The organism is Salicibibacter kimchii (assembly GCF_003336365.1).
GTDB classification, from domain to species: domain Bacteria; phylum Bacillota; class Bacilli; order Bacillales; family Marinococcaceae; genus Salicibibacter; species Salicibibacter kimchii.
Map to the genome: position 1 here is coordinate 1,181,513 of NZ_CP031092.1, position 18,629 is coordinate 1,200,141.

The 18,629-nt window shown below is 43.2% G+C and carries 19 protein-coding genes and 1 pseudogene; 4 read left to right on the forward strand and 16 right to left on the reverse strand.

Annotated elements, in window-relative coordinates; all coding sequences use genetic code 11:
- Window positions 1-68: 68 nt before the first annotated feature.
- From DT065_RS19820 to fakB, 4 genes are all read right to left on the reverse strand, one after another.
- The gene (locus DT065_RS19820) at window positions 69-167 is read right to left on the reverse strand and encodes a putative holin-like toxin (RefSeq protein ID WP_114371660.1); all 99 of its coding nucleotides are present in this window, start codon (window positions 165-167) and stop codon (window positions 69-71) included.
- 1,094 nt (window positions 168-1,261) lie between these two features.
- Window positions 1,262-3,541: an ATP-binding cassette domain-containing protein gene (locus tag DT065_RS05955; protein ID WP_114371662.1), complete on the reverse strand. Its 2,280-nt coding sequence runs from the start codon at window positions 3,539-3,541 to the stop codon at window positions 1,262-1,264.
- 212 nt (window positions 3,542-3,753) lie between these two features.
- Entirely contained in the window at window positions 3,754-4,089 is a 336-nt protein-coding gene (locus DT065_RS05960) for a dihydrodipicolinate synthase family protein (RefSeq protein ID WP_335743580.1), read from the reverse strand.
- A 725-nt stretch (window positions 4,090-4,814) separates the two neighbouring features.
- Window positions 4,815-5,663, reverse strand: a complete 849-nt coding sequence (fakB, locus tag DT065_RS05965) for a fatty acid kinase binding subunit FakB (RefSeq protein WP_114371663.1) — start codon at window positions 5,661-5,663, stop codon at window positions 4,815-4,817.
- A gap of 187 nt (window positions 5,664-5,850) precedes the next feature.
- On the opposite strand from fakB, the gene DT065_RS05970 reads away from it, so the two are divergent.
- Window positions 5,851-6,192, forward strand: coding sequence for a hypothetical protein (locus DT065_RS05970; RefSeq protein WP_114371664.1), 342 nt, complete (start codon window positions 5,851-5,853; stop codon window positions 6,190-6,192).
- Window positions 6,193-6,359: 167 nt separating this feature from the next.
- On the opposite strand, the gene DT065_RS05975 is transcribed toward DT065_RS05970, so the two are convergent.
- The 3 genes from DT065_RS05975 to DT065_RS05985 all read right to left on the reverse strand — a co-directional run bounded on the left by DT065_RS05975 (window position 6,360) and on the right by DT065_RS05985 (window position 7,620).
- Window positions 6,360-6,608, reverse strand: a complete 249-nt coding sequence (locus DT065_RS05975; RefSeq protein WP_114371665.1) for a YbyB family protein — start codon at window positions 6,606-6,608, stop codon at window positions 6,360-6,362.
- A gap of 339 nt (window positions 6,609-6,947) precedes the next feature.
- Window positions 6,948-7,187, reverse strand: coding sequence for a hypothetical protein (locus DT065_RS05980; protein ID WP_114371666.1), 240 nt, complete (start codon window positions 7,185-7,187; stop codon window positions 6,948-6,950).
- Between the two features lie 82 nt (window positions 7,188-7,269).
- Entirely contained in the window at window positions 7,270-7,620 is a 351-nt protein-coding gene (locus DT065_RS05985; protein WP_227002740.1) for a YflT domain-containing protein, read from the reverse strand.
- A gap of 213 nt (window positions 7,621-7,833) precedes the next feature.
- Between DT065_RS05985 and DT065_RS05990 the strand changes: the two genes are divergently transcribed.
- A complete protein-coding gene (locus DT065_RS05990) occupies window positions 7,834-7,974 on the forward strand; it encodes a lmo0937 family membrane protein (protein WP_114371667.1) in 141 nt (46 codons plus the stop codon).
- Between the two features lie 151 nt (window positions 7,975-8,125).
- Window positions 8,126-9,424 (forward strand): amidase, encoded by a 1,299-nt coding sequence (locus tag DT065_RS05995; RefSeq protein WP_114371668.1) that lies wholly within the window; start codon window positions 8,126-8,128, stop codon window positions 9,422-9,424.
- A 233-nt stretch (window positions 9,425-9,657) separates the two neighbouring features.
- Here DT065_RS05995 and DT065_RS18800 read toward each other — a convergent pair whose 3' ends face one another.
- Both DT065_RS18800 and DT065_RS06005 read right to left on the reverse strand, forming a co-directional pair.
- Entirely contained in the window at window positions 9,658-10,347 is a 690-nt protein-coding gene (locus DT065_RS18800; protein WP_193550810.1) for a hypothetical protein, read from the reverse strand.
- A gap of 46 nt (window positions 10,348-10,393) precedes the next feature.
- A complete protein-coding gene (locus DT065_RS06005) occupies window positions 10,394-12,079 on the reverse strand; it encodes a M20/M25/M40 family metallo-hydrolase (protein WP_114371669.1) in 1,686 nt (561 codons plus the stop codon).
- Between the two features lie 304 nt (window positions 12,080-12,383).
- On the opposite strand from DT065_RS06005, the pseudogene DT065_RS06010 reads away from it, so the two are divergent.
- Window positions 12,384-12,581, forward strand: a pseudogene (locus DT065_RS06010) (IS4 family transposase); the annotation flags it as partial.
- Window positions 12,582-13,000: 419 nt separating this feature from the next.
- Here the strand turns inward: DT065_RS06010 and DT065_RS19575 are convergent.
- From DT065_RS19575 to DT065_RS19985, 7 genes are all read right to left on the reverse strand, one after another.
- Window positions 13,001-13,129, reverse strand: a complete 129-nt coding sequence (locus DT065_RS19575) for a hypothetical protein (RefSeq protein WP_257791146.1) — start codon at window positions 13,127-13,129, stop codon at window positions 13,001-13,003.
- Window positions 13,130-13,738 (reverse strand): DUF3298 and DUF4163 domain-containing protein, encoded by a 609-nt coding sequence (locus tag DT065_RS06015; protein ID WP_114371670.1) that lies wholly within the window; start codon window positions 13,736-13,738, stop codon window positions 13,130-13,132. It abuts the gene before it with no gap.
- Between the two features lie 512 nt (window positions 13,739-14,250).
- Window positions 14,251-15,783 carry an AbgT family transporter gene (locus tag DT065_RS06020; RefSeq protein WP_114371671.1) on the reverse strand — a complete coding sequence of 511 codons (1,533 nt, stop codon included), beginning with the start codon at window positions 15,781-15,783 and terminating at the stop codon, window positions 14,251-14,253.
- A gap of 153 nt (window positions 15,784-15,936) precedes the next feature.
- Window positions 15,937-16,833 carry a cation diffusion facilitator family transporter gene (locus tag DT065_RS06025; protein WP_114371672.1) on the reverse strand — a complete coding sequence of 299 codons (897 nt, stop codon included), beginning with the start codon at window positions 16,831-16,833 and terminating at the stop codon, window positions 15,937-15,939.
- Window positions 16,834-16,904: 71 nt separating this feature from the next.
- Entirely contained in the window at window positions 16,905-17,474 is a 570-nt protein-coding gene (locus DT065_RS06030) for a TetR/AcrR family transcriptional regulator (RefSeq protein WP_114371673.1), read from the reverse strand.
- A 206-nt stretch (window positions 17,475-17,680) separates the two neighbouring features.
- Window positions 17,681-17,971 (reverse strand): hypothetical protein, encoded by a 291-nt coding sequence (locus tag DT065_RS06035; RefSeq protein ID WP_160112427.1) that lies wholly within the window; start codon window positions 17,969-17,971, stop codon window positions 17,681-17,683.
- Window positions 17,972-18,017: 46 nt separating this feature from the next.
- On the reverse strand, window positions 18,018-18,542 hold the full coding sequence (locus DT065_RS19985; protein WP_472511554.1) for a DUF2399 domain-containing protein: 525 nt from the start codon (window positions 18,540-18,542) through the stop codon (window positions 18,018-18,020).
- Window positions 18,543-18,629: the final 87 nt, after the last annotated feature.

Below are 18,629 nucleotides of genomic sequence, written 5' to 3' on the forward strand. Positions count from 1 at the left end.
TCCCTGTTTGGGCATTTGGCTTTAGTTAAGGGTTAGCCCCTCACACGTCGGCCAAGACTCATGAGGGGCTATTTTTTATTTGCCAGCATTAGCCACACTAGGGTTAGCAAGGCTAACGTAAACATACCGAAAGCAATCGCTAATTGTAGTGCTTCAAATACTGACATGGCAACACCCCTTTCATTTCAGGGATGTGCCAAAATTGCCCGCACATGAGTATTCAGCTACTCTTATTTTATCATACATATGGTTACTTTCGTTTGAGAATATTATTTTGTCAAATGATCGGTGCCTGAAGGAAATCGCTAATCCCTATTCACGGTTAGCGCAGGTTCCGGTGCAACGTTTAACTCATCAAGTACAATGTCTGAAACATAAAACTTCTTCTTGTACAATCTGATTCTAGGCTTGTTCCGTTAGCTGCTTTCTTTTTTGTCATCATAGAACCGTTTAAAAAATCACCCGGGATTTTTGCTCGATATTATATAAACGTTTGAAGCACGTGTTCTAAAAGGAATTTTATGGCTGATCTCGCAGCGTTTTCGACGGATAAACGTTCGGCGCAGGAGACGCGCGAAGCGCTGGGGCTGACCTAGCCATGGACGTCGTCGTTGAACCTTCAAAAATTTTGGTATATCGAACGACGAATTGTATTTGATCCAAGAAGCAAACAGAACAAAGAAAGGCATCGAGGAGATTTCGAGACAGCAAAGATTGAACCTCGGAAAAACAGTGGCAAAGGAACCAAATGAATAGAAGCCTGGTACGTTCCCGTGCCTGCTTCGGCTTCCCAGCACAGCGTTGCTCTCTTTTTATGCCAATGTTGCTCCCCTTCGACATATTCCCTCCTCGTCGCCCTCTTTCCATGCCGATGCCGTGCATGTTTAGGATTGCAATCTAGGTTCGTCGTTTGCGTCGATGATCGAACGCGTGTCCACTATTCGCTTTGGCACAGCATCGGTTAGACCCGGATAAAACCCCAATTAGAAGTTTTTTATTCATTATCTTCCAATTGGGGAGAGTTTAGTCGACAAGAACTTTCATTTTATGGGTCTGTCTTTTGGTTAATCCAGGTTTGTTATTTTCAATTCGATAGCCTTACCACAGCCGCATATAAGCACAATAGTTAGGACAGGGCGGTTTCTTGAGCCCTGTCCTTTCATGATCAGATTTACACAACCTTTTTTATTGTTCAATCTGCGTTTCGAGTTGTTCCTCATGTCAATTAGATATTGTTCTAGAGAGTATCCGAGAGATTTTTTTAAGTAAAATATTCTGTACCGCTAGCCTTTAACCATTTCGCTGTCAATGTTTCTGCATGTAGCATCTCTTCTGATGTGCCTTCAAATATAATTTGTCCGCCTTTTTTTCCTCCTCCCGGACCTAATTCTATGACCCAGTCGCTCGCCGCTATAAAGTCTAGATTGTGTTCGATTATAATAACAGAATTACCTCTGTTTACAAGTTTTTGAAATACATCTAAGAGTTGTCCATTATCTTTTATATGTAGTCCTAAGGATGGCTCGTCTAATAGGTAGATTTGTCCTTCTTTTCGCAAATGGCTTGCAAGTTTTAGACGTTGAACCTCTCCTCCGCTTAAAGAACTTGTCGTCTGTCCTAAGGTTAGATATCCTAATCCTACGTCTTTAAGCGTATTCACTCTTTTTATGATCTTTGGCCTTTTAAAATAGACAATAGCCTCATCTATCGTTAAATCTAAAATCTCTACGATATTTTTATCCTGATATCGATATGAAAGTGCTTCTTCTGAATATTTTGTACCGCCACATGATTCACATGGGATTGTTACTGGATCTGCAAATGCTACGTCCGGCGTTACGACTCCCTTTCCTTTGCAGACAGGACATGCTCCTAAGGAGTTAAAACTGAACAAACCTGCCCGTTGTCCTGTTTCTTTCGAAAATATGGAGCGAATATCATCCATTATTCCCATATATGTAGCTAATGTCGAACGGCTAGAGATTCCTATACTGCCTTGCCCTACCATTATAGTTTCTGGATAACGTTCTGTGAATGCTTCCAACATGAGGGAACTTTTACCTGAACCAGAGACTCCACATATAGAGGCAAAGACATTTTCAGGAATATTTACGCTTATATTTTTTAAGTTATTGTTACTTGCTCTTTTTATTGTAAAATAACTTTTTATATCCCTTGGATTTTTGTTTATTTTTGGTTTGTGGTTTAGGGTTGTTGCGGTCGGAGTGTTTTTTAGTCTTTCTAATTTTCCTTGATAGACAACATCTCCTCCATTTACACCAGCTCCTGGTCCCATCTCTATGATTTCATCCGCAACTTTTATTACGGATAGATCGTGTTCGATTACGATTACGGTATTATGTTGATCTTTTAGACTTTTTAGCATCTGTATTAACATATCCACTTCTTCTGGATGGAGTCCTGCACTTGGTTCGTCGAAAATGAATGTGATATTATTTAGACTGCTCCCTAAATGACTAGCGATTTTCACCCTTTGAGCTTCGCCAGCAGACAGAGTGCCCATTTTTCTTGATAGGCTCAAATATCCTAATCCCATTTCCACTAGTTGTTTTATAAGTGGGATTGCTTGTAGTGCGATAGATTCTCCCAAAGGATCGTTTATCTTCGTTAGTTCCTTTAGTATGTCTGTAAGTTCTAATTGATCGTATTCTACGATATTTAAACCATTTATTCTACTTTCTAATACCTTTGGATGTAGGCCTGATCCTTGGCAGGTTTGGCATAATGAATGTGTCGATACTGCTAAGACGTCATCTTGGGATACTTGTTTTATCTTTGAGAGATCTCTTTTGATATAAAGGCGCGTAAACCTAGGCAATAACCCATCCCACTCATGCTGTTGAGGACCATGTTTTGTATGAAACGGCGCATAAACTTTTTCACCTTCTCGGGGGCCATATAATAGTAGGTGAAGGTTTGCTTCAGAGTAGTCTTTTAAAGGTATATCTGGATCGAATAATCCACAAGTCATCATCCATCTCCCTTGCCAATTTGAAGGCGACAATGGCTTAAATTTCACTGCATAATCTCGAAGTGACTGATCGAAATCAATCATCTTATTTAGGTCTGGCGCAATTACCTCCCCATATCCACCACATTCTAGACATTTACCAAAGGAACTTTGGCTCGAAAAATCGGTGGCAGAACCTATTGAAGAATCTCCTATTCGGGAGAACAAAAGTCTAATCAATGGACTTATATCCATATAGGTACCAACTGTGGAACGAGAATTGCCCCTTATAGGTCTTTGCTCTACTACTACAACCGGGCTTAAGTTTTGCATAAGATCGGCATGTGGTCTTTCGTATCTTGGCATTTGATATCTAACATAGTGAGGATGGTTCAAAGTCATTTGTCTTCTGCTCTCTGTTGCTAATATATCAAAAACAACTGAGCTCTTTCCTGAACCTGAAAGGCCAGTAAATACGTTGATTTTTTCTTTTGGAATGTTTAAATCTACATTTTTTAAATTATTTTCTTTAAGCCCTCTTAAAATGATTTCATCTTTTATTTCTGACACTTTATTACCCTTTCTTATTTTATTTTACGTTCTAAGTGGCTTTTACCGCCTTTTAAAATCAAGACGAGATCGGCGCACAGCAAATGCCTGCTTTAATGCCCAATTGATTGTAATGTTTTTTTATATTGGGTATCATTTTTTCGATGGTTCCTTCTTGAATGAGTGTGTTTAGTTTAAGAAGATCTACTTCATTATTATGCATAAGCAGCTTTTCACACATGTCTTTCATTTCTATGGGTAAGCAACGCTTCTATATAAGAAACAGCCTGTTCTTGCGTTGGTCTAATATAAGGCGGAAAGCCAATTAAAATCACATCAAACACTGAGTTTTCAAGCGCTTTGACCAGTCTTACGGCATCGGATGTTCTTGTTGCCGAAACACCAAAAATGAGTTCAACCTCTTGAAAGTTTTGCTCGTTAAAATAGTCAATCATCTGCAAACGTTCATCAATGGTCATTGAATGCTGTTCTCCCGTGGTACCAGACACAAGCATGGAGTCAATCCCGTTGCCAATTAAGTGGTCGACCATTGGTTTGAATTCGTGCACCTGAAGATTTTCCTATTGGGAAAAAGGAGTTGGAATCGCAACGTGCAAATGTTTCATTATTTATTCCCTCGGCATTTCTTTGTTAACGATTCTTACATCCATTATACACTATGAATCAGCCCACGAGTACAGGGTTCACCCCTTAGAGCTTGGTCAATATAAGTGGCTATCAAAAGCATTTACTTCCACAAGAAGCCCGTCACTTCAGTGATGGGCGCTTCACACCATGACTTCATTTTACTAATTGAAGTAAAAATGTTATATAAGAAGATTTATTCAACCTATTCCTCTATACGTCTGTCGAAAAGCGATCAAAATGGATGAATTGTTGCTCTGCCGTCAGCCAAGCCGGTAACTCTTCTTCCCTGACCTTAGGTGAATGCTTATGACAGGGTATGAAGGCGCTTATGCTGTGCACTGCAATTTCGACGCTCGTCTATTTCATTTCCAAAAAAGAGGACAATGAAAAAAAGTGACACCCCCGGGCACTGCAAGCTTGAGGGTAGTCACCTTACTTGGTGAACTGCACTTTACGTGAGTACAAGTTCTGTTGGGACCGTTGGTGTTGGAGCACCGGCGGTCTTTTTTAAATTATTCCTGCTTTTCGTCCATTATACTACGCACAGGGGCAAAAGTAATACATTTTTATGATCATACAAAACTCAGTCGGATAGGCTTTGAATGTATTCAAGGTGCCACTTTCAAGGCAAAAAAGAGTGCCTCTTTTAAACGGAGTCGGTATAATAGGAGAATCCGATTGCTCCTTCGCCGGTGTGGGTGCTGATGATGGGGGTTGTCGTTTGAATCATGATGTCTTTAAAATGGCTATCTTTGGTGACCGCGTCTTTTAGTTTATGGGCAAGCTCGGAGGCATTGGCGTGGGAAATGCTAACGCCTTTAATTTTTCTATCCTCTGCATCCTTTTTAAAATATTTCATGAGTGTCTGGATCATTTGCGATTGTGTTCGGACTTTTGCCACAGGCGTATAGACACCTTCCTCTAATGCCGCTATTGGCTTTAAGTTAAGAAGTGAACCCAGAAATGCCTTTCCTTTGCCGATACGCCCGCCTTTCACAAGGTTATCAAATGTTTCAACAACGACGTATAATCGTGAATTTTGCTTGATGATTTTTAACCGATCTAATATGTTCTCCATTGAAGCCCCTTCCGCAGCCATTTTAGCAGCTTCTACCACTTGGAAGCCCAGTGCTGACGAGATGTACGTGGAATCAGCCACAGTCACCTCTGCATTCGCCTCTTCTGCTGCCATACGAGCTGTTTCATAAGTGCCGCTCAAGCCGGAAGCGAGGTGAATCGACAAAATGTGGCCACCATCTTTTCCCAGCTCTTCATATTTTGCAACCAATTCTCCAATAGCCGGCTGAGACGTTTTCGGGAGCTCTTCTGTTTTAGCCATCTCTGTCATAAATTCCTCTGGTGTAATATCCACTTGGTCTACAAATGTTTTTCCATTAATGTGTATGGATAATGGCACGACATGAATGGAATGTTTATCCAATATATCTTCAGATAAATCTGTTGTTGAGTCTGTAACAATCTTTATATTCTTCATATATACGCTCCAATCGTTTTTTAGCGTATCATTGATCGCGCTAAAATAAAAGAAAAGTCCTAAAATGAACGGTGTTTTATTATGTTAAAAACTAATTTTCGCTATACGAAAAATTCTCACGTGTCGATAAAAAAATGATATAATAACAGGAAGTAATATAAATTCTAACATAGAGGGAAGGTTCAATATGAATTCAATGGAGCAGAACATTGAAAAAATCCTAACAGCAGTTACAGAGTTGCAAGAATCAAATACCGACATGCATAAATCCATCTCGGAATTACAGTCTTCTCAAACAGGCATGCGTAAATCCATCTCGGAATTACACGAAATCACAAGAGCCCTTCGCGACGGGCAAGAAGAAACAGAGGCAAAGATAGACGCACTCGGGTCTGATTTACAGACGATACGAATCGACCTGAACACCGTTAAAGACAAAATGGCAACCAAAGAAGACCTTGTCTATTTTGACCGTAAAATTGGGGAACATGACCGTGAACTTGATAAGCTGAACCGACGTTCTAGTTAAAATATATGCAGACTACGTGGCTATATCGATATTTCTTGCGGATAAACGATATTTCCCATGGAAAAAAGAAAAAGACCTAGATGACGACCAGGTGATTAAAAGCGAGTAAAAAGAAAAAAGACCACGAGCAAACCATTGTATTGGTCGCCGGCGGTTCAAAAATAATGTTAGTTTGCCTCCGTTTTTTCCTCTTGAAGCCGGTTATAATACTGCACACTTGTCATGGCGCCTTCGTCCACCATGTTGGCATCCTCTATGTCTGAAGGCTTGCCTGAATTTTTGAGATAGGACGAATTTTCCTTTCCCATTATTTTCGCTAGCTGTCTCTTTACTTTCTGACGATTCTCGTTTTTTGACAAAAAAGCGGCTCCAGCAATTGCTCCGGCTACACCCACTGCTTTTGTTACTTTCCCCATCGATTTCAGCTTCCTTTCATTAGATTTCACAAACCAGTTAGAAAAGTCCTTTCCTAATATGTATTATCTCATAGAAGTCAGTAAAATGGAAATTCAAACAATTTTATTCATACAGCCAACAAGCCATCATCCATTCCTCCCCGCTTTCGATCGTCTGCATTCGATGGAATCCTCGTGGCAGAACATGCTTAGAAAACTTGGCTTTTCGCCAAGCTTTTATGGCGAAAGCCTTAGTTACGCTTATACAGGTAATAAAGTTGATTTATACTTTCTTACCTACTAAAAAAGGCCCTCCCCGCTATAATGGGCCTTCAATGAGTGCTTTTGATTTTAGTATTTTTAAGCTTTCTCCACTATATAGGCCTTCTTTTTTCGGAAATATTTCTCGCCATCTTCAGAAGAATGTTCGAAAAAACCTTCGAATTCATGCGAAACCTTATATTCTCGCTCGGGTTCTGTGAAAAGTTGATTGGCATTTGTAGACAAGAGCACCACGTCCGTCGTACTAACAAAACTATCGAGTTCATGCGCTTTATAATGCTCGCCCGACTTTAGAGTATTTCGTCCTGTTTTAGACATGAAGCATCCTCCTAACTATGCGTTCTAGTAAACAACTACCACCCATTTGATTTTTTCAAACATATAGGGTTCTATTTCCGGTTCATGTTTCAATGGTCACACCCTCCGGTGTTTCAGTGGCCGCGACGATAACAGCGCCTTTATCCAGTTGACTTTCCAAGTGTTGGGCTTCTCTTTCTGAAAAACCAACCTCTTGCAAATTAGCCCTTAGTTCATCCCCCTTATTGCGAAAGATATTTTTGATAGAAACCCCAAATCCCGTTTCATTCACCCCTACCGTATTAGCATCTGTCCGCTCCGAAACCCTCTTTGTATGCCCATCATTATGGGTGATAACGTAAATATTTTCCGTATTGACCCTGATTTTTAGTTTCTCTATGGCGCGCACCGCTTCATCATCGTTCATAAATTCTTTAAATATAGGTTTTTGCACCTTTCATTCCCCTTTCTTTATTTTTTAGGCTTTCGTTTATTTTCCCGTTCCAAAATTTCTATAAACACGTCTTTCGAAACGTATGCTCTATTTTAGCGTTTCATCTGGTACAGTTTGTGCCTCAATTCCTGCAACGCTATACTCTTTGATTAAACACGTGGAAAATTGGGAACGTAACACCCACAGTCAATTTTCACCTGGAGGTTATAGTATATGCTTTGGACAATCATCATTATCATTTTAGTTTTGTGGCTCCTGGGCTTTATCGGTGACATAGGGGGCGGACTTGTTCACTTATTGCTTGTCGTTGCCCTCATCGTATTTATTTTCCAAATGATTACAGGTCGAAGGTAGAGGGAACACCCCCTATAGAAACGTTAATTTAACTTTTAAAAGTGGAGGAGTACCCAATGAGTGATCATAAAAGCGATAAGATCAAAAGCGCCTTTAGTAAAGCGAAAGGCGAAACCAAAGATCAAGTCGGTAACGTGAAGGATGAACGGAAGTGGTCATAAAACAAGCGGAAAAAGAGGATCCCATGGTGAATGCTTATATTACATTGCTTCCTGAATGGGCACGTGAGCAGGCAAAACATGCGGAAAAACAAATCATGCAAGGGCTGTACCGCGGACCTATGCATGGCATTCCAATCGGGATCAAGGACAATATGTACACGAATGGGATTCGAACGACGGCAGGCTCCAAATTATTACGTGATTTTGTGCCTGATGAAAACGCGACATCAGTGGATAAGCTTTTAGCCGCCGGCGGAATTACGGTGGGAAAATTGAATACGCATGAATTTGGTGCAGGATCAACAAATACCAATCAATATTATGGCAATGCCCGCAACCCCTGGAATCTCAATTACAGCCCCGGCGGTTCAAGCGGTGGGAGTTCGGCTGCTTTATCCGCCGGATTAGCAACGCTCGCGACGGGAACAGATACGTGGGGATCCATCCGTATCCCTGCCACCATGTGCGGGATATACGGATTGAAACCAACATACGGATTGGTGAGCGCACATGGGGTCGTACCCCTGACCCCGTCCCTGGATCATATCGGACCAATGGCGCGTTCCGTGCCGGACCTTGCCTTGATGCTCCAACATATGGTCGGTCCTGACCCGCGAGATCCAGCAAGCATCAAAGCCCCTATACCGAATTACAGCGAAAACTTAACGAAAGGCATTCAAGGAATAACAGTCGGCGTTCCCAGTTATTATTTAAAAGGGTTGGATCCTGACGTTGAGTATCTATTCAAAAACGCGCTCGATGAAATGGTAAATATGGGGGCGACAATAAAAGATATCGATATACCCGAACTGGATATGGCCGCCTATGCCGGTTATCTAACCGCCTTTAGTGAACCTGCCAACGTCTATTTTGATGAGCTGAAAACCACTCCCGAAGATTTTAACGACGATGTCCGGATTCTTTTCAATTCAGGCTTAATCACGCATACAAATCAATACCTAAAATCACAACAAGCTCGTCGACGCTTGGTAACAGCATTTAAAAATACTTTTGAAGACGTCGACGTTATCGCGGCGCCCACGATCCCGATAACAGCCCCATCGTTTCAACCAGAATGGATCAAACAAAATTTGGAGGTGATCGAACGATGCCTGCCATTTACCGTTCCCCTAAATCTTACGGGGTTGCCATCACTGTCTGTGCCCATTGGTTTATCATCGGAAATGCTTCCGGCGGGCATGCAAATCATGGGGAATCATCTAACGGAGAAATTGTTGCTTCAAGTCGGAAACGCTTGGGAGAGCATCGATCCTTTAGGCGTGTCTTAACATAAGCGTTGGGATTGGGAGGTAATACATCGTGCTCATTGCGAATGTTTAAGGAACGTTCATGAACGACCTAACCGCACCGCCATCGATCGCCGTTTCATCCCGGCTGGCAAATCGGGTTTCTTCTGTTGCGTAATCGAAGGCTGCATAAAGAAAATACCGTCTAGTTTACGAATACTAGGCGGCAAGTTGATCCTGGTTGGGCATTTGCGATCGGTGGGGCTACATATCTTTTAATTTAAATTTTCATAGCTATCAAGTTGGAGTTCATATTCATAGAGCACCATTTCATAATCATCGCCCCACTTATCTTGAGCGCTTTCTAGGATCTCTTGCTCTTCACCACCGAGATCTAAACTTTGAATCTCTTCATATGCCTCCATTTGATTTCCATAGACATATTGAACCATTTCAAAGTCGTATCCCCAGTCATCATAGGCATTACTTAATGCTGTTGCTTCCACATCCTCACTGATTTCTAAAGATTTCAAGGCTTCATAGGCTTCTGTTTGGTTGCCGATGACGTACTCTTGCATCGAATAGTCATCTGCCCAATCTGCTTCTGCCGTTGCTACAATTTCTTCTTCTGCTTCGGATTCATCAATAGTTGCAATGACGTTTTCGAGGTCGGAAGTCCCTTCTTCTTCGTTTTCTTCTTCATCCGTTTCCTCGTCTTCTCCGTTTTCTTCTTCGTCCATATCCTCGTCTTCTTCTAATTCCTCTTCGTCTTCTTCTGCTTCTTCCTCCTCGTCTTCTTCTTCAGATTCTTCATCGTCTGATTCTTCTTCCTCCGTTGGCTCTTCTTCTTGTAATTCAATTTCTTCATCTCCTGAAGCTTCTCCAGCTTCTTCAGTGGGGGAACAAGCCGCCAGGCCAAGAGAGGCCACTAATCCAATGCTGGTAACCATTAACCTTTTTTTCATTTGTCTTCACCCTTATTATTTTGTAATAGCTTTTGAGTATATACTATCACATATTCTCTGCTGAAGGGTTCTCATTTAAATCTTTTTCCAGTACTTCTTGGATCACCCTATTAGTGAGGTTCGGCACTACCTCAAACGAATAGGTCATTTCCACCCGTTCCAATCGTTTATGAGCATCCATTCCGTATGGGCCGATATTAATGACCGGGACGTTTATATCACGGATATCTTGGTATTCCACATAATGTTTTGTGCTCCATCCGGGGTTATTGTTCTGAATCGCTTCAATCCCGGCATCATCATCACTTAACGCCACAAAGCTTGCGTCTGAAATATATGGAAAAAAATTTCGTACGGCGATCGGGTGTTCATATTCGGGTTGAACATATTCCACCGCACGCGCAAGGGCTTCGATAAGATTTCGTTCATTTTCCGTTTTTCCGGTTAGTTCCACCCGCGGAGAATATAAAGACGAATAAAAAATAATAATAGCCGGGTTTTTATCTTCCATCCATTTCCAAGCTTCCTCGACGACACGCGCGGCAAACATACGAGTATCTAACGTATCATCGTTTAACAGTTCTTGCCTAAAATCATCCATATGGCGAATAAAGGCTTCCCCATGTGTGTCCGTGAGCATCCGCTCCATTTCCTCATAAAGATAAACGCGCGGCTGCCAAGGTATTTTTTTGTAAGGTTGATTGCTGTTTTCACAAAACGCTCGGTATCTTTCCGTGAATGTGTCTAGGGCATTTGTAAAGGCGAAATATGCTTGTTCCTTCAATTTTTTCAACACTTCTTTTGGCGACCAAGAATGAATGAAAAAATTAAAATAAACATAGGCGGATAACGCGGTTTGGACCGTATAGGTTGGTTTCAAATCTGTCTGCTTTAATGACACGGGAGGGACCGTTACTTCTCCCAAAGCTTCGTTGCTGAGATCCGGATTATAACTGATTTGCTTCGTCAATTCGGCAGCAATAAAGTTCGGATCAAGTCCATCATACACATCCCCGACATGTGTCTCGGCTCCGGTAATCAAAAAGGATGGAAGGAGTTTGCCGGCCGCACCTTTATATATGTAACGGTTATCGTCTCCTTCGGATCGCGGGGAGACAAAATCACTGTTCACAGCAGCAACATAGTCAAAATGATGCTCCTTTTTCCATCTTTTCAACGTTTTGAGGGCAGAGAGGATCCCGTGCGAACCGTCCTCCTCATCGCACTCGGCGATGAATACGAGATTTCCTTCCAATTCTTCAGGATGGGTTGCATAATACTTCAATAAGTGCAGGTTACTGGCGAGGCCGCTTTTCATATCAAGGGCCCCTCTACCGAAAAGCCAGTCCCCGGATTGCAATTGTTCGCTGACGGAAGCCGGAATCTCTTCTTTTTTCAAAAGATCCATCCATTTATCGGGCATAAATGCATAGTCATGTAACTGATTAAAATCCTCAACACCAACCGTATCCATGTGCCCCATCAAGATCACGGTCCGATTGCTCTTGCGCTTTCTCCCTTTCACAAAGGCCAGAACGTTATACCGCTCCCATTCATCATTCGTTGTTTGCTCCATCGTTACGTGTGTCGGATTTGCTGTAAAATACGGAACAGAAGCAAGCAACGTGTACAACGCTTGGGCAATCGCCTTTTCCCCTTCCGTTTTAACGATACTTTGGATCCCGACAAGCTGTTTTGTTAAAGCAAGCACTTCTTCGCGAGTATCCATCATATTTGCTCCACCCCTTATTTATCAGCCATTCCATTGAACTGCTCCAGCTTTATTTCTGACGAAATTTGATGGAGATTCCTAGAAACACTGGCGTACCCACCAGTTATTGATTAGGATATCCCCGCAGTTCCTGTGGTTAACCTACAAGTATCTGCTTTCCATATCATTTTGATTTATATTCAAGCATGGTGCGAAACGCGACCAACTTCACTCAACTTTCGGAGTTAAAAATCACGGATAAACCCTCGTAACATCAGGATTTGCGGCGGATTTTTTTATCCGGAAAAAGTAAAAAAAGGTTTCCATGTTACCAGAATCCTATCAAAATGACCAACAACAATCTCGCGTGACTCGCTTTTTCAAACAGGCCAAAATTGGTACGTACTTGCATCAATCCAATATTCATAAAGAAAAAGGTTTTTCTGCGCTCGTTCTTGTGCAATTTATCTTTCCCCTCATTTTGCAAGGGAAAAATCTTTATCGAACGCTCGATTCCGGTAGGATGATGAACAATCCCTAATCTTGAGGACTCATTTGGATCCCAAACATCGCTTAGAGTCCGCTAAACTCTATTCTGAGGACTCATTTGGACCCCAAACATCGCTTAGAGTCCGCTAAAACCATTCCTGAGGACTCATATGGAATCCGAGTATCACAACCGAGTCCTCAAAACCCAATTTCAAGAGCAAATCTGATACTGAGCATTGGTACTCACTTTTCATGCAAGAGAGCTTTTATCCTTTAGAATCAATGTTCGTGAATGATACTGTTGAACAAGCCGCTAAGCCCTATGACTATGTTGGTATTTTTGGGAGAATTTATTTTCGAATTGCTCTTATCCTTTGCGCCGCAAGGATTTTGGGACATTGCAATTAACTCCAATCATCCGGGCAATAGCCCGTGGGCGATTCATCCCCTATTTTACACTTCGTAGGAAGCGGGGGCCTTCTCGCCTAAAATCAATAAAAACAGTATATCATACAGACTTTTATTATTCGAAAGCAGCCGCACTCCACCGGCGCGGCTACTCGTCCACTTATCATTATTCAATTAAAGCATCCAACCCAATGGCCCATCCTCATCGATCAGATCCACGATCGAATAGATAGAGATCGGAAAATGGGGGATGCCATACACATAGGGCAGCAGCTCATACAAGTCAAAATACATAACGAGCGTTTTGTCAGCCACATAAAACGGCTGATCGGGAGTGATCCCTTCATACGGTCCGAGCACATTCTCGAACCAACCTCGCTCCTCCAATTGAGCCTGGATCAACGCATTTAATCTCGAGATAAAGTCTGCGCCCGGTGCGAATAACTCCGTGAGTGTATAAGTCTTTCCCGTCCGTGAATCAAACGTCAATGCCCGTTGTACCGTCATTCCATGTGCGCCGCCGGCAAACGAATATACACTGTGAGTCAGACTTAATACATGCTGTTGATTGGATTTCAGGTTAAAGCCGCCCGTCAGCTCTGAAACGCCATCGCCATATCCTTGGGTCTCAAGCAGCTGTCGAAGTTGTTGCCGGATGGCGTCATTCATGTTTGCTTCCGCCTGAGGATTCGTCCAACCTGCCACTTCCGCATAATACATATCCACCAGAGGTTCTCTGATATGCCAGGGAACAATTCCTACCGGCAAAGCCGAAATATTCACATTATCACGCTCCTTATCGCATGCTTATGATTAAACAGCGTTAAACAGACATCAGCACGTGATTCGGCTTTGTGCAGCTATCAATATACCCCTATTCATCTTGCATATTTATTATTGAAATACACAAGCGTATCAACCGGAACTTTCAACGCTTTTGATAACAAGAAAATGGTTTTGGCCCTCGTTTCCCCCGGAAATCCGCTTTCCTCAAAACCTTTTATCGTTTCTATATTCATCTGATAAGGCTGCCAATTCTTCAAGCGTCATTTTTAACGCTAAACGAAAATCCTTGATCACGAAAGAACCCTCCCTTTGAAATATCCACAATACCCCAGCAAAACTATATGTTGATCTATTTTTGATTCTAAAGGTCAATATGACAACTACTGTCAGGGAACAGCAATTCTTTCTACAATCGTGGTACAATTGGACAGTCCAAAGGGGGTGAAGATGGTTATTTTCAGGCGATTAGACGGTTTCCGATCATGAAAGTGCCGTGCTCACAAAGATTTCTACGGATAATAAATGGGTGAATTCGGCCCCAATTCCCAACCGAAAAACACCCATATGAATAAGAGGATGGACCAAGCGATTAAGAAAAAGATCGAGAATGGCAACATCACGGAAATCAGCGTTCCGATGCCCATTTTTCTGTCGTATTGCTGAGCGAAGGCAATAATGACGGCAAAATACGTCATGAGCGGCGTGATGATGTTCGTTGTTGAGTCAGCCACACGGTACATCGCCTGTGTGATCTCAGGCGAATAACCGACCTGCATCATGATCGGTACAAAAACTGGGGCCAACATTGCCCACTTTGCCGATGCACTGCCTACGAATAGGTTAATAAAGGCCGTAAGCAAGAGGAACCCAATGAGGACCGGGAAGCCACCGATATCGAGGCTATTCAAGCATTCACCTCCATAAATGCCGAGGATCAATCCCAGATTTGTTTCATCGAAGTAAGCGATAAATTGACCTGCAGTAAACGCGAGCACAATGAACATGGCCATCGAAGCCATCGTGTCGGACATTTGCTTGACGACATCCCGGTCGCTTCGCGTTTCTTTTGTAACAATGCCATAGACGAGACCGGGAATAAAAAATAAAATAAGTAAAACGACGACGAGCGATTCCATAAATGGAGACTCCACGATCGGCTGCGGGCCATCCCCGCGCATCGGTCCCCATTCCGGTACGACGAGCAGGCTCATGGCCCCGGCCGCGATCAAAACAGACACGACGGCCCAGGTAATGCCTCGTTTTTCCGTAGCGTTGATTTGTTCCAGCTCCCCGCTAAATTCTCCGTCCCAAGCACCAAGCCGCGGTTCAACAATTTTTTCAGACACCCACGTGCCGACAATCGTTAATAAAAAGGTGGATACGATGATAAACCAATAGTTCATTGCGATGTTCATCGTTTCCGCATATTGCGGATCGATCGTTTCCGCTGCATCTCTTGTGAGTTCAGCAAGCATAGGGTCTGTCGCCGACAGCAGCAAATTGGCGCTGAAACCTCCGGAAACACCGGCAAAAGCCGTTGCCAAGCCTGCAAGGGGATGGCGGTTGAGCGCGGAATAGATAAGCGCCCCGAGCGGCGGAAGAACTACGTAACCCGCGTCGGACGCGACACTGGACATAATGGCCGCGAATATGAGACCCGCGGTAATCAAACGATTGGGAATCGCGAGGACGAATCCTCGCAAGCAAGCGCTGATCAGTCCACTCTGTTCGCACACGCCAATCCCGAGCATCGTCGCCAGCACGACACCGAGCGGTGCAAAACCGATGAAATTATCGACCATACTCGTAAATATGTACTGAATCCCCTCGCCGGAAAGCAAATTCAGAACCTCAAGCGTCTCGCCCGGTTCCGCGGGATCTTCCACGCTAATATCAAAACTGGCAACAATCGCGGAAACAATGATCACGATAACAGCTAAAATCGCGAAAAGCGTAACCGGATGCGGCAGCCTGTTGCCTGTTCGCTCGATAAAATCGAGAAAACGTTGGAAAAATCCTTTTCGTTTCGTTGCTTCAGCCATATCAATTCCCCTTCTCGGGAGACATTCAGACCCTTTTTTTGGTATCGTCACCAAAATGGGCCTTTCTATGTATGGCGGAGCAAACATTCTTTTGATTAAATACAGCTTTACTCCAGCCCCCTGATAGCAACTGGACCCCTGGACCTTCAGTCGTTACGCCGTCGACTTTTCATCCATCGTAAACGACATAGTCACCCACTTTTCCTCAGTAATGTCTGACAATCTTTTATCCAACTCTTCCCTTACCAGGTCCATTTCCTTAACAGTTGTTACCCTGGAGTTTTCATTCAAAATCACATCAATTTCCATATAAATCGTTCTGCCGATTTTCGATGTGCGTAAAATCGCATCTTCCATACGATAGGCTTGTTTTAACGATTGGACTTCGCCGGCGATTCGTTTCTGAATGTCTTTGGCAGGTGTCATTCGCAACAATTCCCGGCCGTTTGTTTTGATTAACCCATAAGGAACAGTTAAGAAATAACCGGCGGCCAACAGGACCATCAGCGGGTCAATATACGGGACGAGAAACGCCCAAGTTGTTCCCTGCAAAAGCCAGGCGATGAAAAATCCGATCAGGACAACGACGCTGAGCAGCGTATCCATCATCCATTGCGCAGACTCCGCTTTGAGTAACTCCGAGTCTTTTTTACGTTTCATCGTGCTAAAAATGACAAAGCAAACAACCGTTGACAATGCAGCATAAGCCAACGCCGGACCGAGGACGACCTCACTGCCGCCTGTGAAAAACTCCGTAATCGAAGACACAATCGCCACAAAACACATCACACTGATAACGATCGCCTTGATGACGACAACGAGTGGTTCGATTGTTTCTTTTCCGTACGGGAATCGCCTTTGATCTTCTTTTCCTACATAGCGAAATGCTAAGAACACCATCAAGGATAGCGCCAAACTAATGAGGGAATAGGCGCCATCGAAAAAGATCATTTGTGAAGCAGTGATCAGCCCCAAAACGAGGCCGAGCACCGCGAAAGCAAGCGCCCCCCAAACGGATAATTGCAATAGTCTAGATTCTGTTCGTCTCACTTTTTTCTACCCTTTCTTTCTACATGAATGACTGTCAGTCACTTTTCGGATTAAAAAAACCGGGTCTTATCTTACATAAGCGCCCGCTCAATAAATTGGATGGTTTCCTGTTTATAAGCTTTTGCTTGTTTCGCGTTTTCATCGAACAAATAAAGCTGCTCAGCTGCTTCCTCCATCATCCCGGTAACCAGCTTGGATGTAATACGTACGTCTATATTTTTTCTTACCTCTCCACGCCTTTGTGCATGCTCCAACAATTGGTCCATCCATTGATAATAAGGTTCATAAATGGATTCCCACTCGGAAAGGCCGCTTCCCATCGCCAGACCTGAATAACACAAAGCGAGCACATGTTGATAACGATCGGTCACCTTAAAAATCGTGTCCACCATTTGCCGAATCTTTTTAGCAAAAGAATCATCATCTTGAACGTATTCTTTTAGACTATCCAACTGTTCATGCAAAAGCTGCTCCGCCATCGCTGGGATTAACGCGTGTTTCGATGAATAATACAAATAAAAGGTGCCCTGCGCCACCCCCGCGCGCTTCACGACATCGGAAACCTTTGCATTCTCGATCCCAATCTCGGAAAAGACATCGATTGCTGCGGTTAGGATTTGGTTCTTCTTGTCTTGTGACATTGGGGCTCCTTTCTTTATGTCACCAACGATGACTGACTATCAGTCATTATAACGTAAGAGAAATACATTTGCAATAGACTGTAAAAAGTTCTGTGCCTCTTGCGCCCATTATATTCCCTCCCTTTTTATATGTTAATCAGAATGCCCCGCTTAACGTTCTAAGCGGGGTGAATGATCCGTTGGAAAACGGTTTGGACACAAGCTGATTACAGGGCTAATTTTGCTTTAATGTTATGAATATCCATGTCATGCTTGGAGACTTGATCGCGCAAATAATCAATGTCTACATTTTGGCTTCGCATTTCCTTTAATAACTCTTTATGGCGTTGCTGCGATGTTGCATCGCGCTGCTGATTTAACCGCTTCTCGTCGGTAAATTCATTTTCGAGCCCGTCCATTCGTGTTGAAAGTTCTTTGGTTATTTTGTTGTTGTCAGCAACCATTTGGATCAATTGCTCCATATGCTTTTCAAGACGGTTGAAACGTTCTTCACTCATGATTGACACCTCGCTTCCTTTATTATTTCCAATCGATTCTATCTCTTTAGCTATCATTATACAGAATGTGCGTTCCCGTTACAACTCTTTCTTTTATTTTTCCATGCTTTTTTAAATCGTCCACTAACATCGAGAGCAACCCTTCTTGATAGCCGGCTTTTTTCGTTTTTTTCATTTCCGCAGCGACCGGCTGAAGAGCATCATTTCCCACATTCGCGAGCTTAGCCAATCGTTCCTCCTCCAACGTGTTCGCAGACAAGGATTGACGGTATGACGTTACATCCATGCGCCATAGGTGAACGTGGCGAGGATAACGCTCAAGCAAGCGATTGGCCATCGCTACTCCTTCCGTGTCAATATCTCCCGCATAATAAAGATACACATCCGCTTCGACGAGCATGTCCATCAACCTTAACGCTGCCAGTTTAAACTGACCGTGTGTACAGATAAGTGGGGCGTCCGGCACGGCATCGAGAAGGCTCGAGTAGACGCCGGAATTTTCCACGACCCATACGCAGTTCGACCTCGCCGGACGTACAGCACTAACGTGCTGCAATTCCCGCAGCGGCATGTTGAGAACAGCATGATGCCTAGCAGCCGCCTGCCATAACGGATGAACGGAACCTACCTCATTTTCCGCCAAGAGATTGGCAACAGT

Excerpts from the sequence above, each read along its gene's own strand:
- DT065_RS19820 (WP_114371660.1), bottom strand. The coding sequence starts at position 167 with ATGTCAGTATTTGAAGCACTACAATTAGCGATTGCTTTCGGTATGTTT.
- fakB (WP_114371663.1), bottom strand. The coding sequence starts at position 5,663 with ATGAAGAATATAAAGATTGTTACAGACTCAACAACAGATTTATCTGAA.
- DT065_RS05970 (WP_114371664.1), top strand. The coding sequence starts at position 5,851 with ATGAATTCAATGGAGCAGAACATTGAAAAAATCCTAACAGCAGTTACA.
- DT065_RS05975 (WP_114371665.1), bottom strand. The coding sequence starts at position 6,608 with ATGGGGAAAGTAACAAAAGCAGTGGGTGTAGCCGGAGCAATTGCTGGA.
- DT065_RS05980 (WP_114371666.1), bottom strand. The coding sequence starts at position 7,187 with ATGTCTAAAACAGGACGAAATACTCTAAAGTCGGGCGAGCATTATAAA.
- DT065_RS05990 (WP_114371667.1), top strand. The coding sequence starts at position 7,834 with ATGCTTTGGACAATCATCATTATCATTTTAGTTTTGTGGCTCCTGGGC.
- DT065_RS18800 (WP_193550810.1), bottom strand. The coding sequence starts at position 10,347 with ATGAAAAAAAGGTTAATGGTTACCAGCATTGGATTAGTGGCCTCTCTT.
- DT065_RS06005 (WP_114371669.1), bottom strand. The coding sequence starts at position 12,079 with ATGATGGATACTCGCGAAGAAGTGCTTGCTTTAACAAAACAGCTTGTC.
- DT065_RS06020 (WP_114371671.1), bottom strand. The coding sequence starts at position 15,783 with ATGGCTGAAGCAACGAAACGAAAAGGATTTTTCCAACGTTTTCTCGAT.
- DT065_RS06030 (WP_114371673.1), bottom strand. The coding sequence starts at position 17,474 with ATGTCACAAGACAAGAAGAACCAAATCCTAACCGCAGCAATCGATGTC.
- DT065_RS06035 (WP_160112427.1), bottom strand. The coding sequence starts at position 17,971 with ATGAGTGAAGAACGTTTCAACCGTCTTGAAAAGCATATGGAGCAATTG.
- DT065_RS19985 (WP_472511554.1), bottom strand. The coding sequence starts at position 18,542 with ATGCCGCTGCGGGAATTGCAGCACGTTAGTGCTGTACGTCCGGCGAGG.